General features: G+C 69.7%; 23 protein-coding genes and 1 tRNA gene. 6 read left to right on the forward strand and 18 right to left on the reverse strand.

Annotation, left to right across the window (positions count from 1 at the left end; genetic code table 11):
* Positions 1 to 41 precede the first annotated feature (41 nt).
* The 3 genes from O1Q96_RS06910 to O1Q96_RS06920 are packed head-to-tail and all read right to left on the reverse strand — an operon-like array spanning position 42 to position 3,303.
* A complete protein-coding gene (locus O1Q96_RS06910) occupies positions 42 to 956 on the reverse strand; it encodes a carbohydrate ABC transporter permease (protein ID WP_419586458.1) in 915 nt (304 codons plus the stop codon).
* On the reverse strand, positions 953 to 1,981 hold the full coding sequence (locus O1Q96_RS06915; RefSeq protein ID WP_217458629.1) for a carbohydrate ABC transporter permease: 1,029 nt from the start codon (positions 1,979 to 1,981) through the stop codon (positions 953 to 955). The genes O1Q96_RS06910 and O1Q96_RS06915 overlap by 4 nt, the downstream gene beginning before the upstream one ends.
* On the reverse strand, positions 1,978 to 3,303 hold the full coding sequence (locus O1Q96_RS06920; RefSeq protein ID WP_269247312.1) for an ABC transporter substrate-binding protein: 1,326 nt from the start codon (positions 3,301 to 3,303) through the stop codon (positions 1,978 to 1,980). Before O1Q96_RS06920 ends, O1Q96_RS06915 begins: the two co-directional genes overlap by 4 nt.
* Before the next feature lie 450 nt (positions 3,304 to 3,753).
* On the opposite strand from O1Q96_RS06920, the gene O1Q96_RS06925 reads away from it, so the two are divergent.
* Positions 3,754 to 4,809 carry a LacI family DNA-binding transcriptional regulator gene (locus O1Q96_RS06925; RefSeq protein ID WP_269247313.1) on the forward strand — a complete coding sequence of 352 codons (1,056 nt, stop codon included), beginning with the start codon at positions 3,754 to 3,756 and terminating at the stop codon, positions 4,807 to 4,809.
* A gap of 212 nt (positions 4,810 to 5,021) precedes the next feature.
* Here the strand turns inward: O1Q96_RS06925 and O1Q96_RS06930 are convergent, their stop codons facing one another.
* From O1Q96_RS06930 to O1Q96_RS06950, 5 genes are all read right to left on the reverse strand, one after another.
* Positions 5,022 to 5,714, reverse strand: a complete 693-nt coding sequence (locus O1Q96_RS06930; protein WP_269247314.1) for a hypothetical protein — start codon at positions 5,712 to 5,714, stop codon at positions 5,022 to 5,024.
* Positions 5,715 to 5,883: 169 nt separating this feature from the next.
* Positions 5,884 to 5,956, reverse strand: a tRNA-His gene (locus O1Q96_RS06935).
* Between the two features lie 107 nt (positions 5,957 to 6,063).
* Complete coding sequence (gene orn / locus O1Q96_RS06940; protein WP_269247315.1) at positions 6,064 to 6,666, reverse strand: oligoribonuclease; 603 nt, start codon at positions 6,664 to 6,666, stop codon at positions 6,064 to 6,066.
* A 130-nt stretch (positions 6,667 to 6,796) separates the two neighbouring features.
* A complete protein-coding gene (locus tag O1Q96_RS06945; RefSeq protein ID WP_269247316.1) occupies positions 6,797 to 8,032 on the reverse strand; it encodes a helix-turn-helix domain-containing protein in 1,236 nt (411 codons plus the stop codon).
* A gap of 386 nt (positions 8,033 to 8,418) precedes the next feature.
* On the reverse strand, positions 8,419 to 8,754 hold the full coding sequence (locus O1Q96_RS06950; protein WP_269247317.1) for a hypothetical protein: 336 nt from the start codon (positions 8,752 to 8,754) through the stop codon (positions 8,419 to 8,421).
* Between the two features lie 409 nt (positions 8,755 to 9,163).
* Between O1Q96_RS06950 and O1Q96_RS06955 the strand changes: the two genes are divergently transcribed.
* Together O1Q96_RS06955 and O1Q96_RS06960 are read left to right on the forward strand one after the other, a co-directional pair.
* Positions 9,164 to 9,688 (forward strand): universal stress protein, encoded by a 525-nt coding sequence (locus O1Q96_RS06955; protein WP_269247318.1) that lies wholly within the window; start codon positions 9,164 to 9,166, stop codon positions 9,686 to 9,688.
* Positions 9,689 to 9,868: 180 nt separating this feature from the next.
* Positions 9,869 to 10,432, forward strand: coding sequence for a GPR1/FUN34/YaaH family transporter (locus O1Q96_RS06960; protein WP_269247319.1), 564 nt, complete (start codon positions 9,869 to 9,871; stop codon positions 10,430 to 10,432).
* Between the two features lie 193 nt (positions 10,433 to 10,625).
* Here the strand turns inward: O1Q96_RS06960 and glmS are convergent, their stop codons facing one another.
* Together glmS and O1Q96_RS06970 are read right to left on the reverse strand one after the other, a co-directional pair.
* On the reverse strand, positions 10,626 to 12,443 hold the full coding sequence (gene glmS, locus O1Q96_RS06965; protein ID WP_269247320.1) for a glutamine--fructose-6-phosphate transaminase (isomerizing): 1,818 nt from the start codon (positions 12,441 to 12,443) through the stop codon (positions 10,626 to 10,628).
* Between the two features lie 11 nt (positions 12,444 to 12,454).
* Positions 12,455 to 12,712, reverse strand: a complete 258-nt coding sequence (locus tag O1Q96_RS06970) for a hypothetical protein (protein WP_217458639.1) — start codon at positions 12,710 to 12,712, stop codon at positions 12,455 to 12,457.
* A 162-nt stretch (positions 12,713 to 12,874) separates the two neighbouring features.
* Here O1Q96_RS06970 and O1Q96_RS06975 point away from each other — a divergent pair, with 162 nt between their 5' ends.
* Positions 12,875 to 14,437: a purple acid phosphatase family protein gene (locus O1Q96_RS06975; protein WP_269253515.1), complete on the forward strand. Its 1,563-nt coding sequence runs from the start codon at positions 12,875 to 12,877 to the stop codon at positions 14,435 to 14,437.
* A 70-nt stretch (positions 14,438 to 14,507) separates the two neighbouring features.
* Here O1Q96_RS06975 and O1Q96_RS06980 read toward each other — a convergent pair whose 3' ends face one another.
* Positions 14,508 to 15,368 (reverse strand): DUF4429 domain-containing protein, encoded by an 861-nt coding sequence (locus O1Q96_RS06980; RefSeq protein ID WP_269247321.1) that lies wholly within the window; start codon positions 15,366 to 15,368, stop codon positions 14,508 to 14,510.
* A 62-nt stretch (positions 15,369 to 15,430) separates the two neighbouring features.
* Between O1Q96_RS06980 and O1Q96_RS06985 the strand changes: the two genes are divergently transcribed.
* Positions 15,431 to 17,026, forward strand: a complete 1,596-nt coding sequence (locus tag O1Q96_RS06985) for a beta-N-acetylhexosaminidase (RefSeq protein WP_269247322.1) — start codon at positions 15,431 to 15,433, stop codon at positions 17,024 to 17,026.
* Positions 17,027 to 17,114: 88 nt separating this feature from the next.
* Here O1Q96_RS06985 and O1Q96_RS06990 read toward each other — a convergent pair whose 3' ends face one another.
* The 6 genes from O1Q96_RS06990 to O1Q96_RS07015 all read right to left on the reverse strand — a co-directional run bounded on the left by O1Q96_RS06990 (position 17,115) and on the right by O1Q96_RS07015 (position 24,264).
* Positions 17,115 to 18,887, reverse strand: coding sequence for an IucA/IucC family protein (locus tag O1Q96_RS06990; protein ID WP_269247323.1), 1,773 nt, complete (start codon positions 18,885 to 18,887; stop codon positions 17,115 to 17,117).
* Complete coding sequence (locus O1Q96_RS06995) at positions 18,884 to 19,459, reverse strand: GNAT family N-acetyltransferase (protein ID WP_269247324.1); 576 nt, start codon at positions 19,457 to 19,459, stop codon at positions 18,884 to 18,886. The genes O1Q96_RS06990 and O1Q96_RS06995 overlap by 4 nt, the downstream gene beginning before the upstream one ends.
* Positions 19,456 to 20,748: a lysine N(6)-hydroxylase/L-ornithine N(5)-oxygenase family protein gene (locus O1Q96_RS07000; RefSeq protein ID WP_269247325.1), complete on the reverse strand. Its 1,293-nt coding sequence runs from the start codon at positions 20,746 to 20,748 to the stop codon at positions 19,456 to 19,458. Before O1Q96_RS07000 ends, O1Q96_RS06995 begins: the two co-directional genes overlap by 4 nt.
* Positions 20,732 to 22,174: a lysine decarboxylase DesA gene (gene desA / locus O1Q96_RS07005; protein ID WP_269247326.1), complete on the reverse strand. Its 1,443-nt coding sequence runs from the start codon at positions 22,172 to 22,174 to the stop codon at positions 20,732 to 20,734. Before desA ends, O1Q96_RS07000 begins: the two co-directional genes overlap by 17 nt.
* Positions 22,175 to 22,306: 132 nt before the next feature.
* Positions 22,307 to 23,164, reverse strand: a complete 858-nt coding sequence (locus tag O1Q96_RS07010) for a siderophore-interacting protein (RefSeq protein WP_269247327.1) — start codon at positions 23,162 to 23,164, stop codon at positions 22,307 to 22,309.
* 50 nt (positions 23,165 to 23,214) lie between these two features.
* Entirely contained in the window at positions 23,215 to 24,264 is a 1,050-nt protein-coding gene (locus tag O1Q96_RS07015) for an ABC transporter substrate-binding protein (protein WP_269247328.1), read from the reverse strand.
* A gap of 466 nt (positions 24,265 to 24,730) precedes the next feature.
* On the opposite strand from O1Q96_RS07015, the gene O1Q96_RS07020 reads away from it, so the two are divergent.
* Positions 24,731 to 24,943: a hypothetical protein gene (locus tag O1Q96_RS07020; RefSeq protein WP_269247329.1), complete on the forward strand. Its 213-nt coding sequence runs from the start codon at positions 24,731 to 24,733 to the stop codon at positions 24,941 to 24,943.
* A 3-nt stretch (positions 24,944 to 24,946) separates the two neighbouring features.
* Here the strand turns inward: O1Q96_RS07020 and O1Q96_RS07025 are convergent, their stop codons facing one another.
* Positions 24,947 to 26,107: an acyl-CoA dehydrogenase family protein gene (locus O1Q96_RS07025; protein ID WP_269253516.1), complete on the reverse strand. Its 1,161-nt coding sequence runs from the start codon at positions 26,105 to 26,107 to the stop codon at positions 24,947 to 24,949.
* Between the last annotated feature and the right edge of the window lie 4 nt (positions 26,108 to 26,111).

Raw genomic sequence — 26,111 nt, forward strand, 5'->3', positions numbered from 1 at the left:
GGCGCCGGGGGGTCGGCGCCGTGGGGCGGAGGCGTGGTGGCTCAGCCCTTGATCGCGCCCTGCATGATCCCGCCCACGATCTGCTTGCCGAACAGCAGGAAGGCGATGAGCAGCGGCAGGGTGCCGAGGAGCGCGCCCGCCATGATCACCGCCTGGTCGGGAACGTAACCGGTGCCGAGCGAGTTGAGGGCGACCTGCACCGTGGGGTTCTGCTGGTTGAGCGCGATGATCGGCCACAGGAAGTCGTTCCAGGCCATCACGAACGTCAGCAGCCCGAGCACGGCCATCGCCGGCCGCGCCGCGGGGAAGACGACGTGCCACACGATGCGCAGACTGCTCGCGCCGTCGACGCGCGCCGCCTCGATCAGCTCGCTGGGCAGCGCCTGCACCAGGTACTGCCGCATGAAGAACGTGCCGAAGGCGCTGACCAGGGTGGGCAGGATGACCGTCTGCAGCTGGTTGGACCAGCCCAGCTCGCTCATCCACAGGTACAGCGGCACGACCGCCAGCTGCGGCGGGATCATCATCGTGCCGATGGTCAGCAGCAGCAGGACGTTGGAGAACTTGAACCGCAGCTTGGCGAAGGCGAACCCGGCGAGCGTGGAGAACAGGACCGTGCCGACGGTGATGGTCGTGGCGACGATCGTGCTGTTGAGCATCGCGGTGCCGAGTCCGCCCTGCTCCCACGCCGCCTCCAGGTTCTTGAACAGGTTCCCGCCGATCCACAGCGGCGGGGGCGTCTCGGCGAGCCGCTGGTTGGTGCGCGAGGCCGCGACCACCGTCCACAGCAGGGGCGCCAGCGAGACGAGGGCGAAGACGGCCAGGACGACATACGTGACGGGCCCCGCGTGCAGTTGCTTGCCCGCGCCGAGAATCCGACGGCGCCCGGGGCCGGCCCTGTTCTCCTTCTCCACCGCATCCATCACCTGAGGGGGTGTCAGTTCACGTGTGGTCATTGTGACTTCCTCAGCCGTCGGGTGATCAGCAGGTTGACCGCGGCGACGATCAGCAGGATCAGGAACATCGTCCAGGCGATGGCGGACGCCTTGCCGAGGTTGCCGATGATCCAGCCCTGGTCGTACATGTAGAGACCGAGCGTCTGGTACTGGTGCTCGGAGCCGCCCTTGGAGCCGCTGGCCCCGCCGAACAGCAGCGGTTCACCGAAGAGTTGCGTCGCACCGATCGTGGAGACGACCACCGTGAACAGGATCGTCGGCCGCAGCATCGGGATCGTCACATGGCGGAACTGCTGCCAGCGGCCCGCGCCGTCCAGCGCCGCCGACTCGTACAGGTCGGCGGGGATGGCCTGCATCGCCGCGAGGTAGATCAGGGCGTTGTAGCCGGTCCACCGCCAGATCACGATGGAGGAGACGGCGAACTGCGAACCCCAGGTGGACTCACGCCAGTTGACGGGGTCGACCCCGACGAAGTCCAGCAGCCAGTTGATCATGCCGCCGTCCCACGAGTACAGCAGCACGAACACCAGGGTCGCCGCCGCCACCGAGGTGGCGTACGGGGTGAGCATCACGACCCGCCACACGGTCGAGCCGCGCAGCTTGTAGTTGAGCAGGTGGGCGATGCCGAGCGCCATGATCAGCTGCGGCACGGTCGAGATGACACCGATGGTGAAGGTGTTCTTCAGCGCGGTCCAGAAGAAGTCCGAGGAGATCAGGTTCCGGTAGTTGTCCAGCCCCACCCAGGTCTGCTGGTCCAGGTTGGACAGCTGCACGTTGTGCAGCGAGTACCAGGCCGTGTAGAGCAGCGGGATGAGCCCGAAGGCGCCGAAGAAGATGAAGAAGGGGGCGATGAACGCGTACGGCGACGCCTTCATGTCCCAGCGGTACAGCCGGCTGCGCCAGGAGTCGGGGCCCCGGGGCGGTGTACCGCGACCTTGAGCACGGCGCGCCGCGCCCGGCTGGTCACCGGGCGCGGCGTCGGCGCTCGACGCGGATCGCGCGAGAGCCTGCTTGGAGCTGGTCACTGGCCGAGCACGTCCTTGATCTCCTTGGTGGCCGCGTCCCAGCCCTGGGCCGGGGACTTGCCCTTCTGCTCGACCTGAAGGATGCCGATGTCCGTGATGGCGGTACCGATCGGCTGGTCCTTGACGCCGAAGATCTGCGTCGGGATGGTCTTCGCCGAGTCGGAGAAGATCTGCGTGATCGGCGCGTTCGAGAAGAACGCCGTCGTGGCGGCCTGCGGCTTCAGGCTCGGGTACGCCGCCGGGATCGACGGGAAGCTCGCCTGCTTGGCGAAGACCTTCGCCTGCTGCTCGGGGGCGGTCAGCCACTTCGCGAGGGCGATGGCCTCCTTCTGGTGCTTGCCCGCGGTGGGAACGCCGACGAACGCGCCGCCCCAGTTGGCCGCGGTGGGCGCCGCGGCGATGTCCCACTTGCCCTTGCCGGCGTCACCGGACTTCTCCTGGATGTAGCCGATCATCCAGGCGGGGCAGGCCACCGTCGCGAACTTGGCGTTGGCGAAGGCCTGGTCCCACGGCTTGTCGAACTGCTTCAGCTTCGCCGACATGTCACTGGTGGCCACCTCCATCGAGGCGTCCCAGGCCGTCTTCACTCCCGAGGACTTGTCCCAGATGACGTTGGCGTCCTTGTCGTAGTAGCGCTCGGGCTCCCCACCGAGTGCCGCGTTGTAGACCGAGGAGGCGGAGTCCACGAACTTGGTGCCCTTGGGCGCCTTCTTCATGTAGTCCTTGCCGACGTCCACGTACTTGGACCAGTCGCCCTTCCACTGCTCGGCGAGCTTGGCCCGGTCCGTCTCGAGACCCGCCGCCTTGAAGAGGTCCTTGCGGTAGCAGACCGCCATCGGGCCGATGTCGGTGCCGAGGCCGATGGTCTTGCCGTCCTTGGTGGTGGCCTGAGCGGTCTTCCAGTCCAGCCACTGGGACTTGTCGACCTCCTTGCCGAGGTCGACGAACTTGTCCGCCTGCGTCTGCACCGCCTCGGCGATGTTGCCGATCTCGATGGCCTGGAGGTCGTCGGTTCCGGAGCCGGCCTGCAGACGGGTGAGGGTCTTCGGCCAGTACACGTCGGTACGGGTGGTGACGTTCTCCTTGATGGTGATGTCGGGGTTCTGCTTCATGTACTCGTCGTAGAGGCCGGCCTGCTTGTAGCCGAAGACACCGAAGGTGCCGACGGTCAGCGTGGTCTTGCCGCCGCCGCTGGTACCACCGTCCGAGTTCGACGAGCCGTCGTCCCCGTCATCGGCGCAGCCGGCCAGCAGCCCCGTCGTAAGTGCGGCGGCGGCCGCGAGGGCCACCAGCCTGCGGGACCCGCGGGTACTCGTGCGCATTGCGTCCTCCTGTTGCCTGACGTGCCGACCCCCCGGCCAACTGCATTGTTGGGCCCGTGTGTTCACGCTGCGGCTCGGGCGGGGAACGTGCGGGATGTGTATGTGTCAGGTACTGTGGGAGCGCTCCCACAGGTGATGTGTTGAAGGTTCGTCGCTCGGCGCGGGGGTGTCAAGGGAGAGGACATAGAGATATGTCTTCAGTTATCGGGCTGTTAGCTAACGGCGGTTGGGTTCGGGAGAGTAGGTCTCCGACGGTTTCGGAAAGGCTTCGGGACGGCTCCGGATCGGCCTCGGAGTGCCTCGCCCCGGACTCGCCGAGGAGCCTCGGCCGGGGTGCCGGGCGGGTACCGCCGGGGCGCGGAGGACCTGTCTCCGGGAGCCCGGCCCCGATCACGACTGTTACATTCCAGGCCAAGCACGGTGCGAGCCGTGTCGGACGGGAGGCGGACCATGGCAGTCCACGGAGCGCGGAGCCGGAGCGGCGGGCGGCCGACCCTCGAGGAGGTCGCCGCGCGCGCCGGGGTGGGCCGCGGCACGGTCTCCCGTGTGATCAACGGCTCTCCGCGGGTCAGCGACGCCACCCGAGCGGCCGTCGAGGCGGCGGTCGCGGAGCTCGGTTACGTGCCGAACACGGCCGCCCGCGCGCTCGCCGCCAACCGCACCGACGCGATCGCCCTGGTCGTTCCCGAGCCCGAGACGCGCTTCTTCGCCGAGCCGTACTTCTCCGACATGCTGCGGGGCGTGGGCGCGGCCCTCTCCGACACCGAGCTGCAGCTGCTGCTGATCTTCGCCGGCAGTGACCGGGAGCGGCGGCGGCTGGCCCAGTACCTGGCGGCGCACCGCGTGGACGGGGTCCTGCTGGTCTCGGTCCACGCGGACGACCCGCTGCCCGATCTGCTGGCCCAGCTGGAGATCCCGGCGGTGATCAGTGGCCGCAGGTCGGCGGACGAGACGCTGCCGTCCGTGGACTCGGACAACTTCGGCGGCGGTCGTTTCGCCGTGGAACACCTCATCGCCCAGGGCCGCCGCACCATAGCCCATCTCGCCGGACGCCTCGACGTGTTCGGCGCCCAGCGCCGCGTGGACGGCTACCGCGCGGCCCTGCGCGACGCGGGCCACGAGGTCGACGAACGCCTGATCGTCCCCGGGGACTTCACGGAGGAGGGCGGCCGTCGCGCGATGAAGGAACTCCTCGCCGTCTGCCCGACCCTGGACGCGGTCTTCGCCGGGTCGGACGTCATGGCGGCCGGCGCCCGGCAGGTCCTGCGTGAGGAGGGCCGCCGTATACCCGAGGACGTGGCCCTCGTCGGCTACGACGACTCGGCGATCGCCCGCCACATGGACCCGCCCCTGACGAGCGTGCGCCAGCCGATAGAGGACATGGGCCGCGCGATGCTCGACCTGCTGATCGACGAGATCGCGGACCGCCGCCCGGCGGTCTCCCGGGGGCTGGAGCGGCGACAGCTGGTGCTTCCCACGGAGCTGGTGACACGGCGCTCGTCGTAGGACGGCGACAGCCGGGCGGACGGCCCGGTCCCCTGGACGGACCGGCCTCGCGGACGATGCGCTCGCGGACGATGCGCTCGCCGGACGGGCGGTGTCGCCGAGCGGGGCTGCGGTCGCCTGGCACGGCAGGGCCGTGGTGGTTGATTCGGCGGGCGCGGGCGGGGCTGTCGTCATCGCGGCAGGGACGGGCAGGGGCCGGTCAGGGGCCGCTGTCATCGGGTCAGGGACCACACCGCCCAGGCGACGAGGACCGCGCCGGCGACGACCAGCGCGACGGACACCGCTCGCGGCAGGCGAGCCCGCGCCCGGGCCGGTGAGGGGAGCGGCGGGCCCGACGGTCTGTTGGCCGTTCGGTAGGCCGTCCCGGGCTGCGGGTAGGGAGCCACGTTGGGGGCCTGGCCGTCCCAGCCTCCGCCGACGAGTCCCCGTTCGAGGAGACCTGTGGCGTACCGCCGCCACCGCGTTCCCGCCGCGTCCGTGAACTCCACGACCCCGAGCGACGGGTCGTGGACCACGTCGCTCACGGGCAGTACGGCACCGACACCCTGCCCGGCGTGCAGAAGACCGCCCGCGAGGCCCGTCGGAAGCGGCAGGCCGTCGTAGCGCGGTGCGATCTCCCTGATGGGCTGATCGCTTCCGTTGGCCACATGCAGTTCCCATCCGGCCCACTGCTCGGCCAGCGGCGACCGCCGGCTTCTCATCATCACCTGGACCAGGGACGCCTGGGCCACCTCCGCCCGGTGCGACGCCTCCCGCACGAGCCGGCTCTCGCGCTCCGCGACCGCCCGTTCCAGCGACGCCACCCGGGCCGCCTCCCGGACGGAATGCCGGTGTCCGGCGTAACTCGTGACCACCCCGGCCACACCCACCACGGCCCCGACGACCGCCACGACTGCCTCAAGCATGGTCATCACTCTGGCGGGGTGCGGGAGGGCAGTCCAGTACACCGGTCGATCCGAGCAGGCCGCGCGGGGGACCGGGGCCTGTCGCACGAGACGCGGGGCACACGGTCCGCCACCCCGGAAAGCACTCGAGGGCCGACCCGCTCTCGCGGATCGGCCCTCGAACCATCAGGGTGAGTGACGGGACTTGAACCCGCGACTTCCTGGACCACAACCAGGTGCTCTACCAGCTGAGCTACACCCACCATGACCGGTAATTCCTCTGGTGATTCACCGTGAGTGGTTCACCGACCGGCCGAGAAAAAGTGTACAGGGTCTCAAGGGGTGCTCGCGCCCGAGTTCCTCGCGGCGGTCACTGCGCGGGCAGGACGTGCTTCGAGGCGATGGTGCGGGCCGTGTCGGAGTCGGGGCCGGGCTGGGGTACGAAGATCGCCTCGCGGTAGTAGCGGAGCTCGGCGATCGACTCGCGGATGTCGGCCAGCGCGCGGTGGTTGCCGTTCTTGTCGGGGCTGTTGAAGTACGCCCGGGGGTACCAGCGGCGGGCCAGCTCCTTGACGGAGGAGACGTCGACGATGCGGTAGTGGAGGTACTCGTCGATGGCCGGCATGTCCCGCAGGAGGAAGCCGCGGTCCGTGCCCACCGAGTTGCCGCAGAGCGGGGCCTTGCCCGGCTCCTTGACGTGCTCACGGATATAGGAGAGGACCTGCTCCTCGGCGTCCGCCAGGGTCGTGCCCGCGGCCAGCTCGTCGAGGAGACCCGAGGAGGTGTGCATGGCGCGCACCACCTCCGGCATCGTCTCCAGCGCGGCGTCCGGCGGGCGGATCACGATGTCCACCCCCTCGCCGAGCACGTTCAGCTCCGAGTCCGTCACCAGCGCGGCCACCTCGATGAGCGCGTCGTCCGACAGCGAGAGACCGGTCATCTCGCAGTCGATCCACACCATGCGATCGTTCATGGGGTCACCCTACGGCCCGCTTCCCCGCCCGGGCAGGCCCGGGACCTCGGCAGTCGTGGCCTCGGGCCGCACACGGCGCCGGCCCCGGACCGCAGAGGGTCCGGGGCCGGTACACAACGCCACCGCGTGGCTACGGCGCGCTTCGCTGTCCCGGCAGACTGTGCCGCCCGGCCGCGTACAGCTCCGCCCCGGCCCGCCCCGTCTCCGTGGAGAGGGACGACGTCGCCGGGCCGACCGCGTGGGCGGCCGCCGTACGACGGGTCTGGAACGGGACGGGTGCCTCGTGCTGCGGCATCGGCACCGGCGGCGGTGCCGCGGAGCCGTCCGGATCCGTGTGCTTCTCACCCTGCGGGCGGCGCGCCCGGTACGCGGCGCGGTACGCCGCGGGTGAGGAGCCGAGCTGGCGGCGGAAGTGCCCGCGCAGCGCGACCGGCGAACGGAATCCGCAGCGTCCGGCGACCTCGTCCACGGAGTAGTCGGACGTCTCCAGGAGCCGCTGCGCCTGGAGCACCCGCTGGGTGATCAGCCACTGCAGGGGAGCGCTCCCGGTGAGTGAGCGGAACCGGCGGTCGAACGTACGCCTGCTCATGTACGCGCGGGCCGCCAGCGTCTCCACGTCGAACTGCTCGTGGAGGTGCTCCAGTGCCCAGGCGACGACCTCCGCGAGCGGGTCGGCGCCGATCTCCTCCGGTAAAGACCGGTCGAGATAGCGCTCCTGACCGCCACTGCGCCGGGGTGGTACCACCAGGCGGCGGGCCAGTGCTCCGGCGGCCTCGTTCCCGTGGTCCGTCCGCACTATGTGCAGACAGAGGTCGATCCCGGCCGCCGTGCCCGCCGACGTCAGTACGTCGCCGTCGTCCACGAACAGCTCACGGGGATCGACGTGCACCGACGGATAGCGCTTGGCCAGCGTCGGTGCGTACATCCAGTGTGTCGTCGCGGGACGGCCGTCCAGCAGTCCGGCCGCCGCCAGGACGAAGGCGCCGGTGCACAGCCCGACTATGCGGGCGCCCTCCTCATGTGCCCGGCGCAGTGCGTCGAGCGCCTCCTCCGGTGGCGGTGAGGTGATCGACCGCCAGGCCGGCACGACAACGGTGCCCGCCCGTGAGATCGCCTCCAGCCCGTTGGGCGCGGTGAGTTCCAGGCCTCCTGTGGTCCGCAGTGGGCCATCCTCACCGGCACACACCAGTAGTCGGTACCGCGGCACGCCGGCGTCCTGGCGGTCAATCCCGAACACCGACAGCGGTATCGAACTCTCGAAGATGGGGCCGCCGCTGAACAGCAGCACCGCGACGATCTCCTTGCGGCGTCGCCCGGAAAGCTTCCGGGCCGCGGCTTCCGGCGCGGCAGTGGAGTCGTGGCTCATGCTGCTAAGCCCCCCTCGGTGGTCGCGGCTCCCTCTACCTTTCGGGTCTGTCGCTCCAACACGTTTCCCCTCGGTCCTGCACGAGTCCCCCGCCGTAAGACGTCAAGATCGAATCTACTGTGTCGCATGGTGCCGAGGTGGCCAGTTCAGCACTCGGCAGATTGTCGACATGGCAACTTGGCGTGAAGCATTCGATCACGAAGCGTTGCACTCGTGGGCCGCACAGGGAAGTGCGCCTCGTCCCCGTGGCCGGTCCCCGTAGGGTGCGGGCACCCTACTGGACCCTTTCGGTGCAGGTCGAACGGGGGTTGGGGGTCCGTTCGGCCAAGGGGCGCGCGGTATACAGAAGTTGGCTGAAAACCAACGGGCCCGTGCGTACAAACCGGTCAGTCGGCCGGACCGCTTCCACCCGCGTGCCGGCCCCCGCGACGGGCGCCCGCGCCGACCTTCTCGTGCCGCACATGATGGGGTGTCCGCTCCTCGGCGCGCAGCCGCACCGCACCGCGCTCGGACCGGCGCAGCAGGACCCGGCAGGCCCCGGTCACCGCGGCGAGGCCGAGGGCCGCACCGGCCGCGCCCGCCAGTGAGGTCCCGTATCCGACGAGGACGACCGGGACGAGGACGCAGCTGAACGCCGCCCAGCGGACCACGTCGCTCACCGTGTCCTGGGCTGCGGGCGTCCCGGAGGGCGGGCGGGGCGCGGTCGAGGGTCGTCCGGACACGGTGGTGCTCCCTGAGGCGGCGGCTTACCGGGGTTCAACGCGTGTTCGACCGGCCGGTCACGGGGTGTTTCCCCGGGATGCCCCGGCAGGCTCCGCGGGCTTCACCGTGAGCCGGTGCGCCGCCCGACGGTGCGTGGGGGCTGATCGCGCGGTTCCGCCTGCCCGTCGAGGGGTGCGCGGCCCGCCCGGCGGGCGCCCTGTGCAAACCGCCTGTACGGGGCAGCAACCATTGCGTTACGGGCGCCCTCTCGTGCATGCTCCGGGGAACCCTCCCGTGCCGAGAGCGGGATGTGGGCAGAGGAGGCGTGCCGCCGTACCCTTGGGGGTATGGGGTTGGGAAGATGATTCCCGGACACAGCCCCGCCGTATCTGTCGTCCCACCCACGAGGATCCGAACGCCGAGACACTCATGGCCGGTCACGAATTCGAACCCGCGGACCGCAAGCGCCCCGTCGCCGATCCCACGGCGGCCGAGCCCTTGGCGGCGGAAGAGGCACGCCAGTCCTGCGACCCCGCCTTCAAGCACGGTGTCGTCGTGGGCTTCGACGGCTCGACGTCCAGTGAGCGCGCCCTCGCGTACGCGATCGGAATGGCCTGCCGCTCCGGCTCGGGCCTGATCATCGTCCACGTCGCCAACCGGCTGCCCACCACCGTGTGGGCGGGCTGCGAGCCCCCGGTCTTCGTCGACGTGCCGGACCACCGCACCGAGGTGCTCGGACTGGAGCTCGCCTGCGCGGAGTATCTGGCCGAGGTCCCCTGGATCCTTGTCGAGCGCGGCGGCGACATCTGCCACGAACTCGAAGAGGTGGGGCGGGAGTACGAGGCCGACGCCATCGTCGTCGGATCGACCCACGGCATCGTGGGGCGCATCTTCGGCTCGGTCGCGGGCCGGCTCGCGAAGCGCGCGCAGCGCCCGGTGGTCGTCATTCCGTGATCCGGTGCTTCCGCCGTTGTCATACCGTAACTCGACGTTGTCCCAGGTGAGATGAGCCGTGGGAAGCGTCAACCCCTTTTGGCGGTCCGGTGAATCTACTGGCGCGTAGATGTGTTTGTGCGCTTGTGAAGGGCATAAAGGGGTCACCGCACAACAGCACATGCACGAAGGGAGCCCGCCGTGGACAATGACGTCTCCGCGGGAAGCACCACCACGATCCTCGGCCACCTCGCGCTCGGACTCACCCTGCTGGCCTTCGGCCTCGGGCACACCGAAATGATCGACGGCGTCACGGCGGCCGACTCCGTCCCCCTCGCCACCTATGTGGGCGGCATCGCGCTCTTCGCGGCCGGTCTCATGGCCTTCCGCGACCGCGACGCGTTCACGGGCACGGCCTTCGCCGGACTCGGAGCCCTCTGGTTCACCTGGGGCGTCGCCGCGGAAGCCTCCGGCAACGCCGCGGGACTGTTCCTGCTGCTCTTCGCACTCGTCGCGCTCAGCCTGACCCTCGGGGCGTCCGCCTCGGCTCCGCTGACGCGGGGGGTGTACGGGCTGCTGTTCGTGGCGATGCTGCTGCTCGCCGTCGCCCGCTTCGGTGACTCCGGGGGGCTCGCCAAGGTGGGCGGATGGTTCGCGGCGGTCGGCGGACTGGCCGCGTGGTACGCGGCGACCGCGGCGCTGGCCCACTGGCCCGCGGCCTTGCCACGACGTGCTGCCGGCCGGGGCGTGACGGCTCCCGGCTGACTGGCAGCCGGCCGGGGTAATGGGCGGCCCCGGCGATGAGAACGGACCCTCCGTGTCTGGTGGCGACACGTGAGGGTCCGTTCCGTCTGTCAGACCTCCGTGGGGGCGTGGGGGTGATCGCGCCCACGCGGCGGAGCCGTAGATGGCACAGCCCCGCGCCCCCTGCGGGACGCGCCCCTGTACGGGGTGAGGCCTACTCGACCGTCACCGACTTCGCCAGGTTCCGCGGCTTGTCGATGTCGCGGCCCAGGAACAACGCCGTGTGGTAGGCGAGGAGTTGGAGGGGGATGCCCAGCAGGATGGGGTCGAGTTCGTTCTCGTTCTTCGGGACGACGATCGTCTGGTCGGCCTTCTCCTGGCACTCGTGGGCCACCGCGAGGATCTTGCCGCTGCGGGCCTTGATCTCCTCCAGGGCCGCGCGGTTCTTCTCCAGCAGGTCGTCGTTCGGGACGATCGCGACGGTCGGCAGCGCGGGCTCGATCAGCGCGAGCGGCCCGTGCTTCAACTCCGAGGCGGGGTAGGCCTCGGCGTGGATGTACGAGACCTCCTTCAGCTTCAGCGAGGCCTCACGGGCCACCGGGTAACCGCGGACCCGGCCGATGAAGAGCATCGAGCGCGCCTCGGCGTACTGCTCGGCGAGCTTCTTGATCTCGTCCTCCTGGGCGAGGATCTCCGTGATCTGGCCGGGCAGCTTCCGCAGGCCCTCGATGATCCGCTTGCCGTCGGAGACCGACAGGTCGCGGGTGCGGCCCAGATGCAGCGCCAGGAGCGCGAAGGCGACCGTGGTGTTGGTGAAGCACTTGGTGGAGACCACGCACACCTCGGGCCCGGCGTGCACGTACATGCCGCCGTCGGCCTCGCGGGCGATGGCCGAGCCCACCACGTTCACGATGCCGAGGACGCGGGCGCCCTTGCGCTTCAGTTCCTGCACCGCGGCCAGGACGTCGTACGTCTCACCGGACTGCGACACCGCCACGTACAGGGTGTCGGGGTCGACGACCGCGTTGCGGTAGCGGAACTCCGAGGCGGGCTCGGCGTCCGCGGGGATACGGGCCAGCTCCTCTATCATCTGGGCGCCGATCATGCCCGCGTGGTACGAGGTGCCGCAGCCGAGGATCTTCACCCGGCGGATCAGACGCGCCTCACGGGCGTCCAGGTTGAGGCCACCGAGGTGCACGGTCGAGAACCGGTCGTCGATCCGGCCGCGCAGCACACGGTCCACGGCGTCGGCCTGCTCGTGGATCTCCTTGTGCATGTACGTGTCGTGGCCGCCCATGTCGTACGAGGCGGCCTCCCACTCCACGGTGGTGGGTTCGGCCGTCGTGCGAGTGCCCTCCGTGGTGTACGTACGGAAGTCGTCGGCCTTCAGGGTGGCCATCTCGCCGTCGTCGAGGGTGACGATCTGGCGGGTGTGGGTGACGAGCGCGGCGATGTCCGAGGCGACGAACATCTCCTTCTCGCCGATGCCGAGGACGACCGGGGAGCCGTTGCGGGCCACCACGATGCGGTCGGTGAAGTCGGCGTGCATCACGGCGATGCCGTACGTGCCCTCGACGACCCGCAGGGCCTCGCGGACCTTGTCCTCCAGCTTCTCGGCCTGGGAGCGGGCGATCAGGTGGGTGAGGACCTCGGTGTCGGTCTCGGAGAGGAACTCGACGCCGTCGGCCTCCAGCTTCTTCCGCAGGTCGGAGGCGTTGTCGATGATGCCGTTGTGGACGACGGCGACCTTGTTGTCGGCCGACATGTGCGGGTGCGCGTTCTCGTCGGAGGGGGCGCCGTGGGTGGCCCAGCGGGTGTGGGCGATGCCTGTGGTGCCCGCGAAGCGCTTGGGGACGCGGGCCTCCAGGTCGCGGACGCGGCCCTTGGCCTTGACCATCTTCAGCCCGGCCGTCTTCGGGGACGTCACGACGATGCCCGCCGAGTCGTAGCCGCGGTACTCCAGGCGCTGCAGGCCTTCCAGGAGAAGCGGCGCCACGTCACGCCTGCCGATGTATCCCACGATTCCGCACATACAGAAGGTTCCTAGCCGTAGACGATGCGGCGCACCTGCCGGAGCGTGAGCTCCGGTGGTGCGACCGCGCGGTATTTGAGGTCCGCCGTGATCCTTTCGAAGATCGCCGAGTTGACCAGGCCCTGCGCCTGGAGCTCCCGGTGGCGGCGACGGACGAAGTCCTCGGTCGTCTCGTCGAAGTAGGCGAGCACGTCCTGGATCACCCGCAGTGCCTCGCCCCTGCTGAGGGGCGAGGAGCGCGTCAGATGATCAACAAGTTCGTCGTGCACCCGTCGATCCTGAGGTAAAGGGCTGGCAATCGCAAGAATCCTGCCCGATTTCGGGCAGGAGGCTGTTGAAACTCTTATGGGGGCCTGTTCGGGGCCTGTTCACTCTGTGGTCCGCGGGGCGATGGTTGCCGGGAGCACCTTTCGGCCATGGACACTCCACGCATGGGCGTACCGGAGAAGCTCGCCGCGCGCATGAACATGGCCGAGCAGCACGAATACCTCCGCGCCAGATTCTCGCGGCGCACGATGATCAGGGGCGGCGCCGTCACACTGGGCGCCGTCGCGGGCGGGGCCTTCGTGCCCGGCGCCGTCGCACAGGCCGCCGTACCCACGCGGACGGCCCCGAGCGCCGAGAGGGTCGACGGCGCTCTCGTCGCCCCGTTCGGCCGCCACCTCGCCTGGGGCAACGACCCCCGCACGGAGATCACCGTCTCCTGGCAGGTCCCGGTCGCGGTGAAGAGGCCCTTCGTCCGCCTCGGCGCCCACCCCTGGGACCTCTCCCACAAGATCGACGCAGAGGTCCGCACCCTCTTCACCCCGGCGGGCGTCGGCGCGAGCGGCAACCACACCCAGTACTACGTGCACGCCAAGCTCACCCACCTGCGGCCCGGCCGGACGTACTACTACGGAGTCGGCCACGCGGGCTTCGACCCGGCCGAAACGCATCTGCTGGGCACGCTCGGCACCTTCACCACCGCTCCCGCGCACAAGAAGCCGTTCACCTTCACGGCCTTCGGCGACGAGGGCGTCAGCTACCACGGTCTCGCCAACAACAGCCTGCTGCTCGGCCAGAACCCGGCCTTCCACCTGCACGCCGGGGACATCGCGTACGCCGACCCGTCCGGCTCCGGCCAGGCCTCCGACACCGGTTTCGACTCGCGGGTCTGGGACCAGTTCCTCGCGCAGACCGAGTCGGTGGCCAAGTCCGTGCCGTGGATGCCGGCGTACGGCAACCACGACATGGAGGCCTGGTACTCACCCAACGGCTACGGCGGCGAGGAGGCCCGCTGGAACCTCCCGGACAACGGGCCCGACCGGAAGAACCTGCCGGGCGTCTACTCCTTCGTCTACGGCAACACGGCGGTCGTCTCCCTCGACGCCAACGACATCTCCTTCGAGATCCCGGCCAACCTCGGCCTCTCCGGCGGCACCCAGACCACGTGGCTGGAGGCGCAGCTCAAGAAGTTCCGCGCGGACAAGGACGTCGACTTCGTCGTGGTCTTCTTCCACCACTGCGCGTACTGCACCTCCACCGCGCACGCCTCGGAGGGGGGCGTGCGCCAGGAGTGGGTGCCGCTGTTCGAGAAGTACACGGTCGATCTGGTCATCAACGGCCACAACCACCAGTACGAGCGCACGGACGTCATCAAGGCGGGCAAGGTCGCCAAGAAGCTCCCCATCGGAGGCACCGCCTACCCCGAGACGGACGGTGTCGTCTACGTGACGGCGGGCGCGGCCGGGCGCAGCCTGTACGCGTTCAGCGCCCCCCTCTCCTACGAGGGGCACGAGAACGAGGTCGACTCCGTCGCCTCCTTCGTCAACACGAAGGACGGCAAGGTCGACGAGACGGTCACCTGGTCGCGGGTGCGCTACCTCGACTACTCGTTCCTGCGGGTGGACGTGACGCCGGCGTCACGGGGGCGTCTCGCCACGCTCAAGGTGCGGGGGATCGCGGAGACGGGCGAGGAGGTCGACCACTTCACCGTGGCGCGCCGGGTCCGTTGAGCCCGGCGTGACGCGGCGGCCGCGGGCGAGCGGGGGCCGGCCGAGCCGTTCCCCGCGACCTGGAGGGGGGCTACATGCCCCTGAGCACCGCCTGTTTGGCCAGGGTGAACTCCTCGTCCGTGAGGACGCCGGTCCGGTGCAGGTCGCCCAGTTCGCGCAGGCGGCGCAGCAGGGCGTCGTGGTCGGGCGCCGGGGCGGCGGCGAGCTGCTTCGGCGGCGCGTCCGCCGCCGCGGCCGACGGATGCGCCAGCCGGGCCTGGACCGCCGCCGCGACCAGGGCCATCGGGTCCTTCTTGAAACCCCACAGCTCCACGGCGTTGGGGTCGTACTTGGGCGGTACCTTCGTGGGCGCGCCCCGGACGGTGAAGCGCAGGTGTCCGCTCTCCAGGCCGACCGCGGGATGCCACTCCACGGACCGGATGTCGGCCAGGTCGAGCGTGCGGGCGCCGGCGGCCGCCTTGGCCTCCTCCGTCTTCCAGTTCCACTCCAGGTGGACGCGCTCCCCGTCGAAGCTCACGGTGCCGTCACCGGCGGAGACCGACAGGGGCACCGCCGGACCGGGCAGCAGATAACGGTCGACGGCGGTGGCCGGCACCTCGTTCAGGAGCAGCGCGCCCCGGATCTCGTCCACGAAGTACTCGGCGACGCCGTAGCGGTCCGACTCGACCGTCAGCTGGTAGGGGTCGGCGGAGTCCACGAGCCTGCCGCCGGTCGCCTGGAGCAGCGGATCCGCGCCCTCGCGCAGCCGGAGCCTGAGCCGGCCCGACTTCCTGCCCTGCTCGAACGAGACTCCCGCCAACGCGGCCAGCGGGACCGTCAGTTCACCCAGCGTCCTGCGCAGCGGGCCCACGTTCTTGTCGCGGCCCGGTACCAGCAGCAGAGCCTCGCCGTCGAAGCTCCAGGTGCCGTTCCGCTGGATGATTTCCGCCATGAGGGGGATTGTTTCACCGGCTCTGCGGGAGAGTGGTCTATACCCATTCGAAGGGAGCGCATGTGAGACAGCACAGAACGCCCCGTCTGCTCGGTACGCTGCTGCTCGTGGCAGCCGCAGGTATCTCCGTGGTCGGCGCGGCACCGTCCGCGGCCGACCGTACAGTCACTCCGCTGAGCCGGGTGGTCCCGGCTCCCGCCTCGGTCGACCCGGGCGGATCCCCCTACCGGATCACCGGCGCCACGCGCATCCGCGTGGACGACTCACGGGAGTCCCGCCGCATCGCCTCGTATCTCGCCGGAGTCCTGCGCCCGTCGACCGGCTACCGCCTCCCGGTCACGGGCGGCCCGGGCGACGACGGCATCCGGCTCCGCCTCACCCGCAAGGACGCCGCTCTCGGCGAGGAGGGCTACCGGCTGAAGAGCGGCAGGGGCGCTGTCACCATCACGGCCCGGGAGCCCGCCGGGCTCTTCCACGGCGTGCAGACCCTGCGCCAGCTCCTGCCCGCCGCCGTCGAGAGCAACTCCGTGCAGCCGGGCCCCTGGCCGGTCGCCGGCGGCACCGTCACGGACACCCCCCGCTACGGCTACCGCGGCGCGATGCTGGACGTCTCCCGGCACTTCTTCACCGTGGAGCAGGTGAAGCGCTACATCGACCAACTGGCGCTCTACAAGATCAACAAGCTGCACCTGCACCTCAGCGACGACCAGGGCTGGCGGATCGCGATCGACTCCTGGCCGCGGCTCACCACGTACGGCGGATCCACCCAGGTCGGCGGCGGAGCGGGCGGCTTCTACACGAAGGCCCAGTACAAGGACATCGTCCGGTACGCCTCCTCGCGGTATCTGGAGGTCGTGCCCGAGATCGACATGCCCGGGCACACCAACGCCGCACTGGCCTCGTACGCGGAGCTGAACTGCGACGGAGTCGCCCCGCCGCTCTACACCGGCACCGAGGTCGGCTTCAGCTCGCTGTGCGTCGACAAGCCGGTGACGTACGACTTCGTGGACGACGTGATCCGTGAGCTGGCCGCGCTCACACCGGGCGAGTACCTCCACATCGGCGGCGACGAGGCCCACTCGACGAGCCACGAGGACTACGTGGCCTTCATGGACAGGGTCCAGCCCGTCGTCGCCAAGTACGGGAAGACCGTGGTGGGCTGGCACCAGCTGACCGGGGCGGCCCCCGCGAAGGGCGCGCTGGCCCAGTACTGGGGCCTGGACGGTACGAGCGCCGCCGAGAAGGAGCAGGTCGCGGCGGCGGCCCGGAACGGCACCGGGCTGGTCCTCTCCCCGGCCGACCGGGTGTACCTCGACATGAAGTACACCGAGGACACCCCCCTCGGCCTCGACTGGGCGGGCCTGGTGGAGGTGCGGCGGTCGTACGACTGGGACCCGGGCAACTACCTTGCCGGGGCGCCGGGTTCGGCCGTACGGGGTGTCGAGGCGCCGCTGTGGACGGAGACCCTCTCGACCTCGGCGCACATCGAGTACATGGTGTTCCCGCGACTGCCGGGCGTGGCCGAGCTCGGCTGGTCGCCCGCCTCGACGCACGACTGGGACCGCTACAAGGTGCGGCTCGCGGCACAGGCACCGCGCTGGGACGCGCTGGGCATCGACTACTACCGGTCGCCGCAAGTGCCCTGGCCCGCCGGTTAGCCGACACGACGGCGGGCGCCCCCTGGGACCGTACGTGGGGACGCCCGCCTGCTGGTGGGGCCGCGGAGCCGATGCCCGCGACCGGTGGCTACAGCCCTGCGATGGGGTTCTTCAGGCTTCCGACGAGCTGGAGGGCCCCGGCCGGATCGGAGAGGTCGACCATCTGCTCGTTGTCGCGCAGCTGGAGCCGGTTGAGGCAGGACAGCGCGAACTCGGGCGCGAACATGTCGTACTGCTCGAACTTGTCCGCGAGTTCGGGCGCGGCCGCCTGGTAGTCGCGTACGCAGTCGGCGACCGTCCGCCAGAAGTCGGCCTCCTCCAGGACGCCCTCGCTCGCCAGGTTCGCGGCGAGGAAGCGGAAGAAGCAGTCGAAGACGTCAGTGAAGATCGACAGCAGCTTCTTGTCCTCCGGCACGTCCACGCGCAGCCGCTCGACCGTCGGCGGCAGGACCGCGTCCGGGTCCATCACGGCGATCTCCTCGGCGATGTCCTTGTAGATCGCCCGCTCGACCACGCCGTCCTTCAGGACGAGGATGACGTTCTCGCCGTGCGGCATGAACACCAGGTCGTACGCGTAGAAGCTGTGCAGCAGCGGCGTGAAGTACGCGCGCAGATAGCGGCGCAGCCACTCCACCGGCGTCAGCCCCGAGCGCTCGATCAGCGCGGCCGCGATCGAGGAGCCCTCGTGGTCCACGTGGACGAGCGAGGCCATGGTGGCCAGGGACTCGCCGTCCCCGAGCGAGGAGACCGGGCTCTCGCGCCACAGGGCGGCGAGCATCTTCCGGTACGGGGAGTAGCGGTCGGTGGCGGCCTCGTACTCCAGGTGCCGGTAGCCGACGGCCGCCCGCTCACGGATGATCGACAGGCCGGTGGACCGCAGCAGCGGGTCGTTGTCGATGAGCTGCGCCAGCCAGTCGTTGATGGCCGGGGTCGCCTCCATGTACGTGGCGGACAGCCCGCGCATGAAGCCCATGTTGATGACCGACAGGGCCGTCTTCACATAGTGCTTCTCGGGCGCGCTCCTGTTGAAGAACGTCCGGATCGACTGCTGGGCCAGGTACTCGTCGTCGCCCTCACCCAGGCACACGAGGTGCTGTTGGGCGACCTCGGCGGCGAAGGTGACCGTGAGCTTGTTCCACCACTGCCAGGGGTGGACCGGGATGAAGAGGTAGTCGGCCGGGTCGAGGCCCTGGTCGCGGAGCGTGCCGTGGAAGCGGTCCACGGTCTCCTGGCCCAGTTCGTCCCGGAGGAACGACTCGTACTCGATGCCCACGCCGGCCGTGAACGCCGCTCGCGAGCGGTGCGCGGCCAGCCACACCAGCCGTACGGGGCTCGCCGTCTCCGGCGCGTACGACAGGTACTCGTGGACGCCGAAGCCGAGCCGTCCGTTGTTGGCGACGAAGCAGGGGTGGCCCTCGGTCATGCCCGTCTCGATCTCCTGGAAGCCGCTCTTCGCGAGCTCGGCGGAGGTGAGCTGTGGCTTGGTGAGCTTGTAGCAGGTGCCGGAGAGCGTGGAGGAGATCTCCTCCAGGTACACCGGCAGCACCTTGTCGCTCAGGCTCAGCGACTTCTTCAGCTCGATGAAGAAGTCCAGTGCGGCGAGCGGGAGTTCGGCGCCGTCACGGGTCCGCGTGATCGAGTCGGCGTCGACCTGCCAGTGGTCGAGGAGGTGCTCGGCGGCGGTGAAACGGTAGTGGGTGAGGCCGTCGTCGCTGCGTACGACGTACGAGCCGTCGCCCCGCGCCTCGGGCGTGATCAGCCGCTCGTGGGCGAACTCGGCGAGCGCTTTGCGGATGAGGAGGCGGTTGGCCCGCGCCCAGCGGTGGGGGGACAGGTGCGCCACGGCGTCGGACAAGGTCATACGGCCACTCCTCGGGTCGCCAGGCTGCGTCGGTGCAGGAAACTCTCGCGTGTGCAGAAGGAGAGCAGCGCACGCTTCTCGGGCTTCTGGATCTCACGCGCCGGGACGAAACCGACCATCTCGTTCAGCGCGTGCACCGCCTTGTTGGTGACGTCCGGCTCGACTACGACCCGGCGGGTGCGCGGGTCGGCGAACAACTCGTCCATCACCGCGGTGATGACGGCCCGGGTGAAGCCGTGCACGGGCCGGTCGGTGGGAGCGACCAGGAAGTGCATGCCGACGTCACCGGGCTCGGGCTCGTACAGCCCCACCAGCTCGATGTACCGGGGGTCGTACTTCTCCATCAGGAACGCGGGGCGGCCGTCGTGGAGGCCGAGATACGCGTGATGGTGCTCGCTCGCCGCGATGGACATGTACTCCCGCTCCACGTCCTGGAGCTTCGCGTCCTGCATCAGCCAGAACGCCGCCTTGGGGTGCGTCACCCAGGAGTGCAGCAGTTCGGCGTCCTTGAGGGGGTCGAGCGGGCGGATGCCGAGCGTGCCCACGGTGTTGCCGGTTCCGGCGGCGCTCATATCGCGAACTCCTGGAACGCGATGGACTTCTCCACCGGGTAGTACTCGGTGCCGAGCAGTTCCCGGATGATGCAGGCGTTGCGGTACGCGCCCATGCCGAGGTCCGGCGACGTGATCGAGTGCGTGTGGACGCCCGCGTTCTGCAGGAAGATGCCGCGGCCGGTCGTGTCGATGGCGTAGTTGCGGGCCACGTCGTGGTTGCCCTGCCCGTCGTACAGGATGCGGTCGCGTACGGGCTTCAGGAAGGCGGGCTCCACGTACTGGTAGCCGGTGGCCAGGATCAGGCCCTCGGACTGCAGCTCGTAGTCCTTCTCCTGCTCCTCCTGGCGCAGGCCCAGGGTGTACGTGCCGTTCTCGTGGGTCACCGTACCGAGCGAGGAGTTGGTGAGCAGGCGGGTGGGGACCGGGCCGCCGAGGTTCTTCTGGTAGAGCAGGTCGAAGATCGAGTCGATCAGCTCGCCGTCGATGCCCTTGAACAGGCCCTTCTGCTCCGTCTGGAGGCGGTAGCGGGTCCGCTCGGGCAGCGCGTGGAAGTAGTCGACGTACTCCGGGGAGGTCATCTCCAGCGTCAGCTTGGTGTACTCCAGCGGGAAGAACCGCGGTGAGCGCGTGACCCAGTTCAGCCGGTAGCCGTGGACGTCGATCTCGCTCAGCAGGTCGTAGTAGATCTCGGCGGCGGACTGCCCGCTGCCGACGAGCGTGATCGACTTCTTGGCCTGCAGCTCCCGCTTGTGCTGCTGGTAGCGGGAGTTGTGGATGAAGTCCCCGCCGAGGCCCTCGCAGGCCTCCGGTATGTAGGGCGGAGTACCGGTGCCGAGGACGAGGTGGCGGGCGCGCAACACGTCACCGGCCGTCGTGCGGACGGCGTACACGTCGTCCTCGTACGTCACCTCCTCGACCGTCGTGCTGAAACGGACGCTGGAGAGCTTCGAGGCGGCCCAGCGGCAGTAGTCGTCGTACTCGACGCGCAGCGGGTAGAAGTTCTCGCGGATGTAGAACGAGTACAGACGGCCCGATTCCTTCAGGTAGTTGAGGAAGGAGTACGGGGACGTCGGGTCGGCCAGGGTGACGAGGTCCGACATGAACGGGGTCTGGAGGTGCGCGCCCTCCAGGAACATCCCGGAGTGCCACTCGAAGTGGGGCTTGGACTCCAGGAAGACACCGTCGAGTTCGTCGATCGGTTCGGTGAGGCAGGCGAGGCCGAGGTTGAAGGGGCCCAGGCCGATGCCGATGAAGTCGTGGATGCGCACGGCGGATCCAGGAAGCGCGGGTTCAGGAAGCGCGGTCAAGGGACTCTCCCAGGTACTGCTCGGCGTGGCCGGCGATCAGGTCGAGCACGGCGGAGATGTCGTCCGTCGTGGTCTCGGGATTGAGCAGGGTGAACTTGAGGAAGTGGCGGCCGCCGACCTTCGTGCCGGCGACCACCGCGTCGCCGGAGGCGAACAGGGCCTTGCGGGCGTACAGGTTGGCGCGGTCGATCTCGGCCGGGTCGGTGACGGCGGCCGGTATGTAGCGGAAGACCAGGGTGGAGAGGGACGGCTCGACCACGACGTCGTACCGCGGGTCGGCCGCGAGCAGCTGCCAGCCCTTCTCGGCCAGCTCGCAGACCTCGTCGAAGAGCTGTCCGATGCCGTCGGCGCCCATCACCCGCAGTGTCATCCACAGTTTGAGGGCGTCGAAACGGCGGGTGGTCTGCAGGGACTTGTCCACCTGGTTGGGAATGCGCTCCTGCACCGCGCGGCGCGGGTTGAGGTACTCCGCGTGGTAGGTGGCGTGTCCCAGGGTGGCCGCGTCGCGGACCAGGACGGCGGACGAACTCACCGGCTGGAAGAAGGACTTGTGGTAGTCCACGGTCACGGAGTCGGCGCGCTCGATGCCGTCGATGCGGTGCCGGTTCTTCAGGGACGCGAGCAGGCCGCAGCCGTACGCCGCGTCCACGTGCATCCAGGCGCCGAACTGGTCGCACAGCTCGGCGATCTCGGGCAGCGGGTCGATCGAGCCGAAGTCCGTGGTGCCGGCGGTGGCGACGACGGCCATCGGGACCAGGCCCTCGCGCCTGCAGCGCTCCAGCTCGTGGGCGAGTGCGACCGTCTGCATGCGCTTGTCGCTGCCGACGGGGATCGACACGACGGAGTCGGCGCTCAGGCCGAGCAGTTTGGCCGACTTCCTGACACTGAAGTGGCTCACCTCGGAGGCGAAGATCCGCAGTTCGGCGTGCGAGCTGCTCTTGGCCTCCTCGCGGGCCAGCAGCAGCGCCTGGAGGTTGGACTGCGAGCCGCCGGAGGTGAACACGCCGTCGGCGGCGGGGCCGAAGCCGATGCGCTCGTTGGTCCAGTCGATGAGCCTGCGCTCGATGAGGGTGCCGCCGGCCGACTGGTCCCAGGTGTCGAGGGAGGAGTTGACGGCGGACAGGACCGCCTCGCCGAGCACGGCGGGTATGACCACCGGGCAGTTGAGGTGGGCGAGGTAGCGGGGGTGGTGGAAGTAGATCGCGTCCCGGAGGTAGACGTCCTCCAGCTCGTCCAGCACCGCGGTGGTGTCGTGCAGGGGCTTGTCGAGGTCGATGCCCTCGATGCGGGGCGCGAGGGCGTCGACCGTGACACCCGTGAACGGACGGTCGGTGGTGGCGAGTTTGGCCGCCACCCGCTCGATTCCTTCGGTCACGGAGCGGCGGTACCGCTCCGCGGTCGTGTCATTGAGCAGGTGCGAGCGCATGGGGGAGTCCTCCGGGGGCAGGAGAGAAACGGGCGCGGGAAGTGGGGGGAGGGATTCAACTTAGGTTAGCCTAACCTAACTTCCTGTGAGGATCGGCTCCACCCGCCACGCTGCGACGTGGCCTCCCTCACGTCACTCGCCCTGCTCGCGCAGCTGCTCCTCGCTGAGCCCGCGCCGCCAGTAGCCGACGAACGTGACCCGCCTGCGGTCGATCTCCCGCTCCCGTACGAGATGACGCCGCAGCTCCTTCACACAGCCGGACTCGCCCGCGATCCAGGCGTACGGAGCCTGCGAGGCGGGGAGCCGGGCGGCGCGGATCGCCTCGAGTGCCGTGGGGGAACCCTCGTCGCGCACGAGCCAGGTGATCTCCGCGTCGGCGGCCGTGAGGGGCGGCACGCGGTCGCCGGCGTGCGGGACCTCCAGCCAGACGCGGGCTTTCGTCCCGGCCGGCAGCGATTCCAGGATGGCCGAGGCGGCGGGCAGGGCCGTTTCGTCGGCCCAGACGACGACCAGGTCGGCGTCGGCGGGCGGACGGAAACGTATCGCCCCGTTGTCGGCGACGGACGGGCCGAGCAGCGCGACCCGGTCACCGGCCCCGGCTCCTGCGGCCCAGCGCGAGGCCGGGCCCGCGGGGGTGGCGGCGCCGGGTTCCGTGCCGTGCAGGACGAAGTCGATGTCGATCTCGCTCGTGGCCCCGTCGGCGTCCCGGCGCAGGGCGCGCAGCGTGTACGAGCGCATGAAGGCCCGTACGTCCTCGGGGGTGTCGATCCAGGCCTGACGCCAGCCCTCGCCGTACTCCATCGGCAGGACGGGCTCGTGCTGTCCCGGGCGGGGGAGGAAGAGCGAGAGGCTCTGGTCCAGGCCGTCGGACGCGAAGGCGTGCAGATCGGGGCCGGTGAAGGTCACCCGGACCAGGGACGGGCTCAGCCGCCTCGTCCGTGTGACCTGAAGGGTGAAGAAACGGAACGGGGCGGCTGTGGCCGTCGGCATGCTTGCTCCTGATTTTCGTCAGGGGGTGGGTTGTGGGGCAAACCCGGCCGTCAGGCGACCTTCTTGGCCTTCTCGATGGCCTCGGCGAGGTTGTCGAGCACCGGGGCGCACTTGTCGTAGGAGAGGATCGGCTCGGGCGTGCGCCCGATGACCTGGCCCGCCTTCACGGCGGGCAGCTTCTTCCAGGTCGCCTTGGTGATGTCGGCGGGCTGGATGGTCGAGGTGCGGTCGTCCATGATGATGACGTCCGCCGCGTACTTGTCGACGTTCTCCCAGCTCAGGTTCTCGAACCAACCACCGCTGGCCTTCAGGGCCTTGGCGGACGGCTCGACGAGGTTCACGCCGAGGGCCTTGAAGTACTCCAGGTCGACGGAGAAGTTCGAGCCGGAGACGTAGAAGATGTCCTGGCTCGCGGAACCGGCGAGGACCTTGATCTCCGGGCGGGCCTTGGCGGCCTTGCGCAGCCGCTCGGCGGCCGTCTCGAACTTCTTCTTCGCCTCGACCGTCCTGGCCGCCTTGACGTCCGCGCCGAGCGACTCGGCGAGGGCGAGCATGCGCTCCAGCGACTTGGGCAGCTGGCGGTCGAAGACGGAGATGCCGACGCTCGGAGCGAGCTTGAGGATCTTGTCCGCGGACTCCTCCGGCACGTACCAGAGGGTGCCGGCGTCGTCGAACATCGTGGAGAGCAGCACGTCCGGGGCCAGGGCCGCGTACTTCTCGATGTTGAACTCGCCCCACACGTTGCCGAGGATCGTCAGCTTGCTGATGTCCATGTCGCCGGCCTGGACGTCGGCCTTGCCGTCCTTGGTCTTCGTCGGGCCGAAGACGCCCTTGACCTCGATGCCGTAGTCGTGGAGGGCGGCGGCGACACCGGTGAACGCGACGATGTTCGCCGGGATCGTGTCGAGCTTCACCGTCTTGCCGCGGTCGTCCTCGAAGCTCCAGGGTCCGGATGCGGCGGCGCTCTTCGTCGCGTCCGCCGAGCCACCGCTCTTCGAGTCTTCGTCACCGCAGGCGGCGAGAGCGGCACCGAGACCGAGGGCGCCGCCCGCGGCGAGGATGCCGCGTCGGGTGAGGTGGGAGGCACGGGCGTTGGACATGGCGTGGCTGCTTTCGAACAGGGTGGTCGACCCACCGGACAAGTGCCAAGGTAGGTTAGCCTAACCTCACTATGTGTCCAGTAGGTGGGCCTGACCTGCGGGAATGTCCGGGGCGGCCTGGAATCGGTCCTGTGGGGGGTCTGTGAACGGCATGACCCGGCGATACGGGGCCGTTGGCGGCGTGACCTTTTCGGTCGACGAGTACCGGCGCGGCCGGGCCGCTGCCCGTCAACCCCGGTCCCGCCCCCGCTCCCGGCCGAGCGGAAAGACCCGCGTCGGCCGGTAGAGCCGGTACGGCCGACCGGCGGGCCCGAGTCCGTCCGCCTCGGTGACACCTGCTGTCACGACGGCCGGCCGGGCCCATCCGGCACGTCAATCACCGCCGTGGGCAAGGGATTTGATCGCGGATCCGGGGGCACGCGGAATTCCACGACCACGTCAGAGACAGCACGGGGGAGGCGGATTCGTGCCTGACCGGCGCACCGGGCTCGACGGCGGGGACCGCCGACGAGCGTGGCGGAACCTCGTCCTCGCGTTTCTCGCTCTCTACTTCCTGGTGGGCGTGAGCCTGATGGTCACGGGCACCTCCACGGGGGACGCCTGGATCCGCCCCCTCGGGCTGGTCGCCCCCGCGCTGGGAATGGCGCTCGTGATCCGCAACAGGCGCCCGAGGGCCTGAAGCTCAGCCCGTCAGCCCCAACTCCCTAGCGATCAGCATCCGCTGGACCTCGCTCGTGCCCTCGCCGATCTCCAGGATCTTGGAGTCGCGCCACATGCGGGCCACCGGGTACTCGTTCATGAAGCCGTAGCCGCCGTGGATCTGGGTGGCGTCCCGGGCGTTGTCGACGGCGATGGTGGAGGAGTGGAGCTTCGCCAGGGCCGCCTCCTTCTTGAAGGGCTCGCCCGCGACGAGCCGGGAGGCCGCGTCGCGCCAGGCCAGGCGGGCCGTGTGGGCCCTCATCTCCATGTCCGCGATCTTGAACTGGATCGCCTGGTTCGTGCCGATCGCGCGGCCGAAGGCGTGGCGCTCCTTCGCGTACTTCAGTGATTCGTCCACGCAGCCCTGGGCGAGACCCGTTGCCAGGGCCGCGATCGCGATGCGGCCCTCGTCGAGGATGCGGAGGAACTGGGCGTAACCGCGGCCCTCTTCGCCGAGCAGGTTCGCGGCGGGGACGCGGACGTCGGCGAAGGACAGCTCGCGGGTGTCCGAGGCGTTCCAGCCGACCTTCGAGTAGGGGGCGGCGACGGTGAAGCCGGGGGTGCCGGACGGCACGATGATCGAGGAGATCAGCGGCTTTCCGTCGGGCTTGCGGCCCGTGACCGCCGTGACGGTGACCAGGCCCGTGATGTCCGTCCCCGAGTTGGTGATGAAGCACTTGCTTCCGTTGATCACCCACTCGTCCGTGGCCTCGTCCAGGCGGGCGGTCGTACGGGTCGCGCCCGCGTCCGAACCGCCGTCCGGCTCGGTCAGACCGAAGGCGCCGAGGATCTCGCCGGAGCAGAGCCGGGGAAGCCACTCGGCCTTCTGCTCAGGGGTTCCGAAGAGGTGGATCGGCATGGCGCCGAGGGAGACGCCCGCCTCCAGGGTGATGGCCACCGAGGAGTCCACCCGGGCGAGTTCCTCCAGGACGATGCCGAGCGCCAGGTAGTCGCCGCCCATGCCGCCGTACTCCTCCGGGAACGGCAGCCCGAACAGGCCCATACGGCCCATCTCGCGGACGATCTCGTACGGGAACTCGTGACGCTCGTAGAAGTCGCCGATCTTCGGCGCCACGACGTCACGGGCGAACTCGGCGACCGTCCGCCGCAGTTCGTCGAGCTCGGGGGAGAGGCGGTGGTCCAGGGAC

It is taken from the genome of Streptomyces aurantiacus, from assembly GCF_027107535.1.
Lineage (GTDB): Bacteria > Actinomycetota > Actinomycetes > Streptomycetales > Streptomycetaceae > Streptomyces.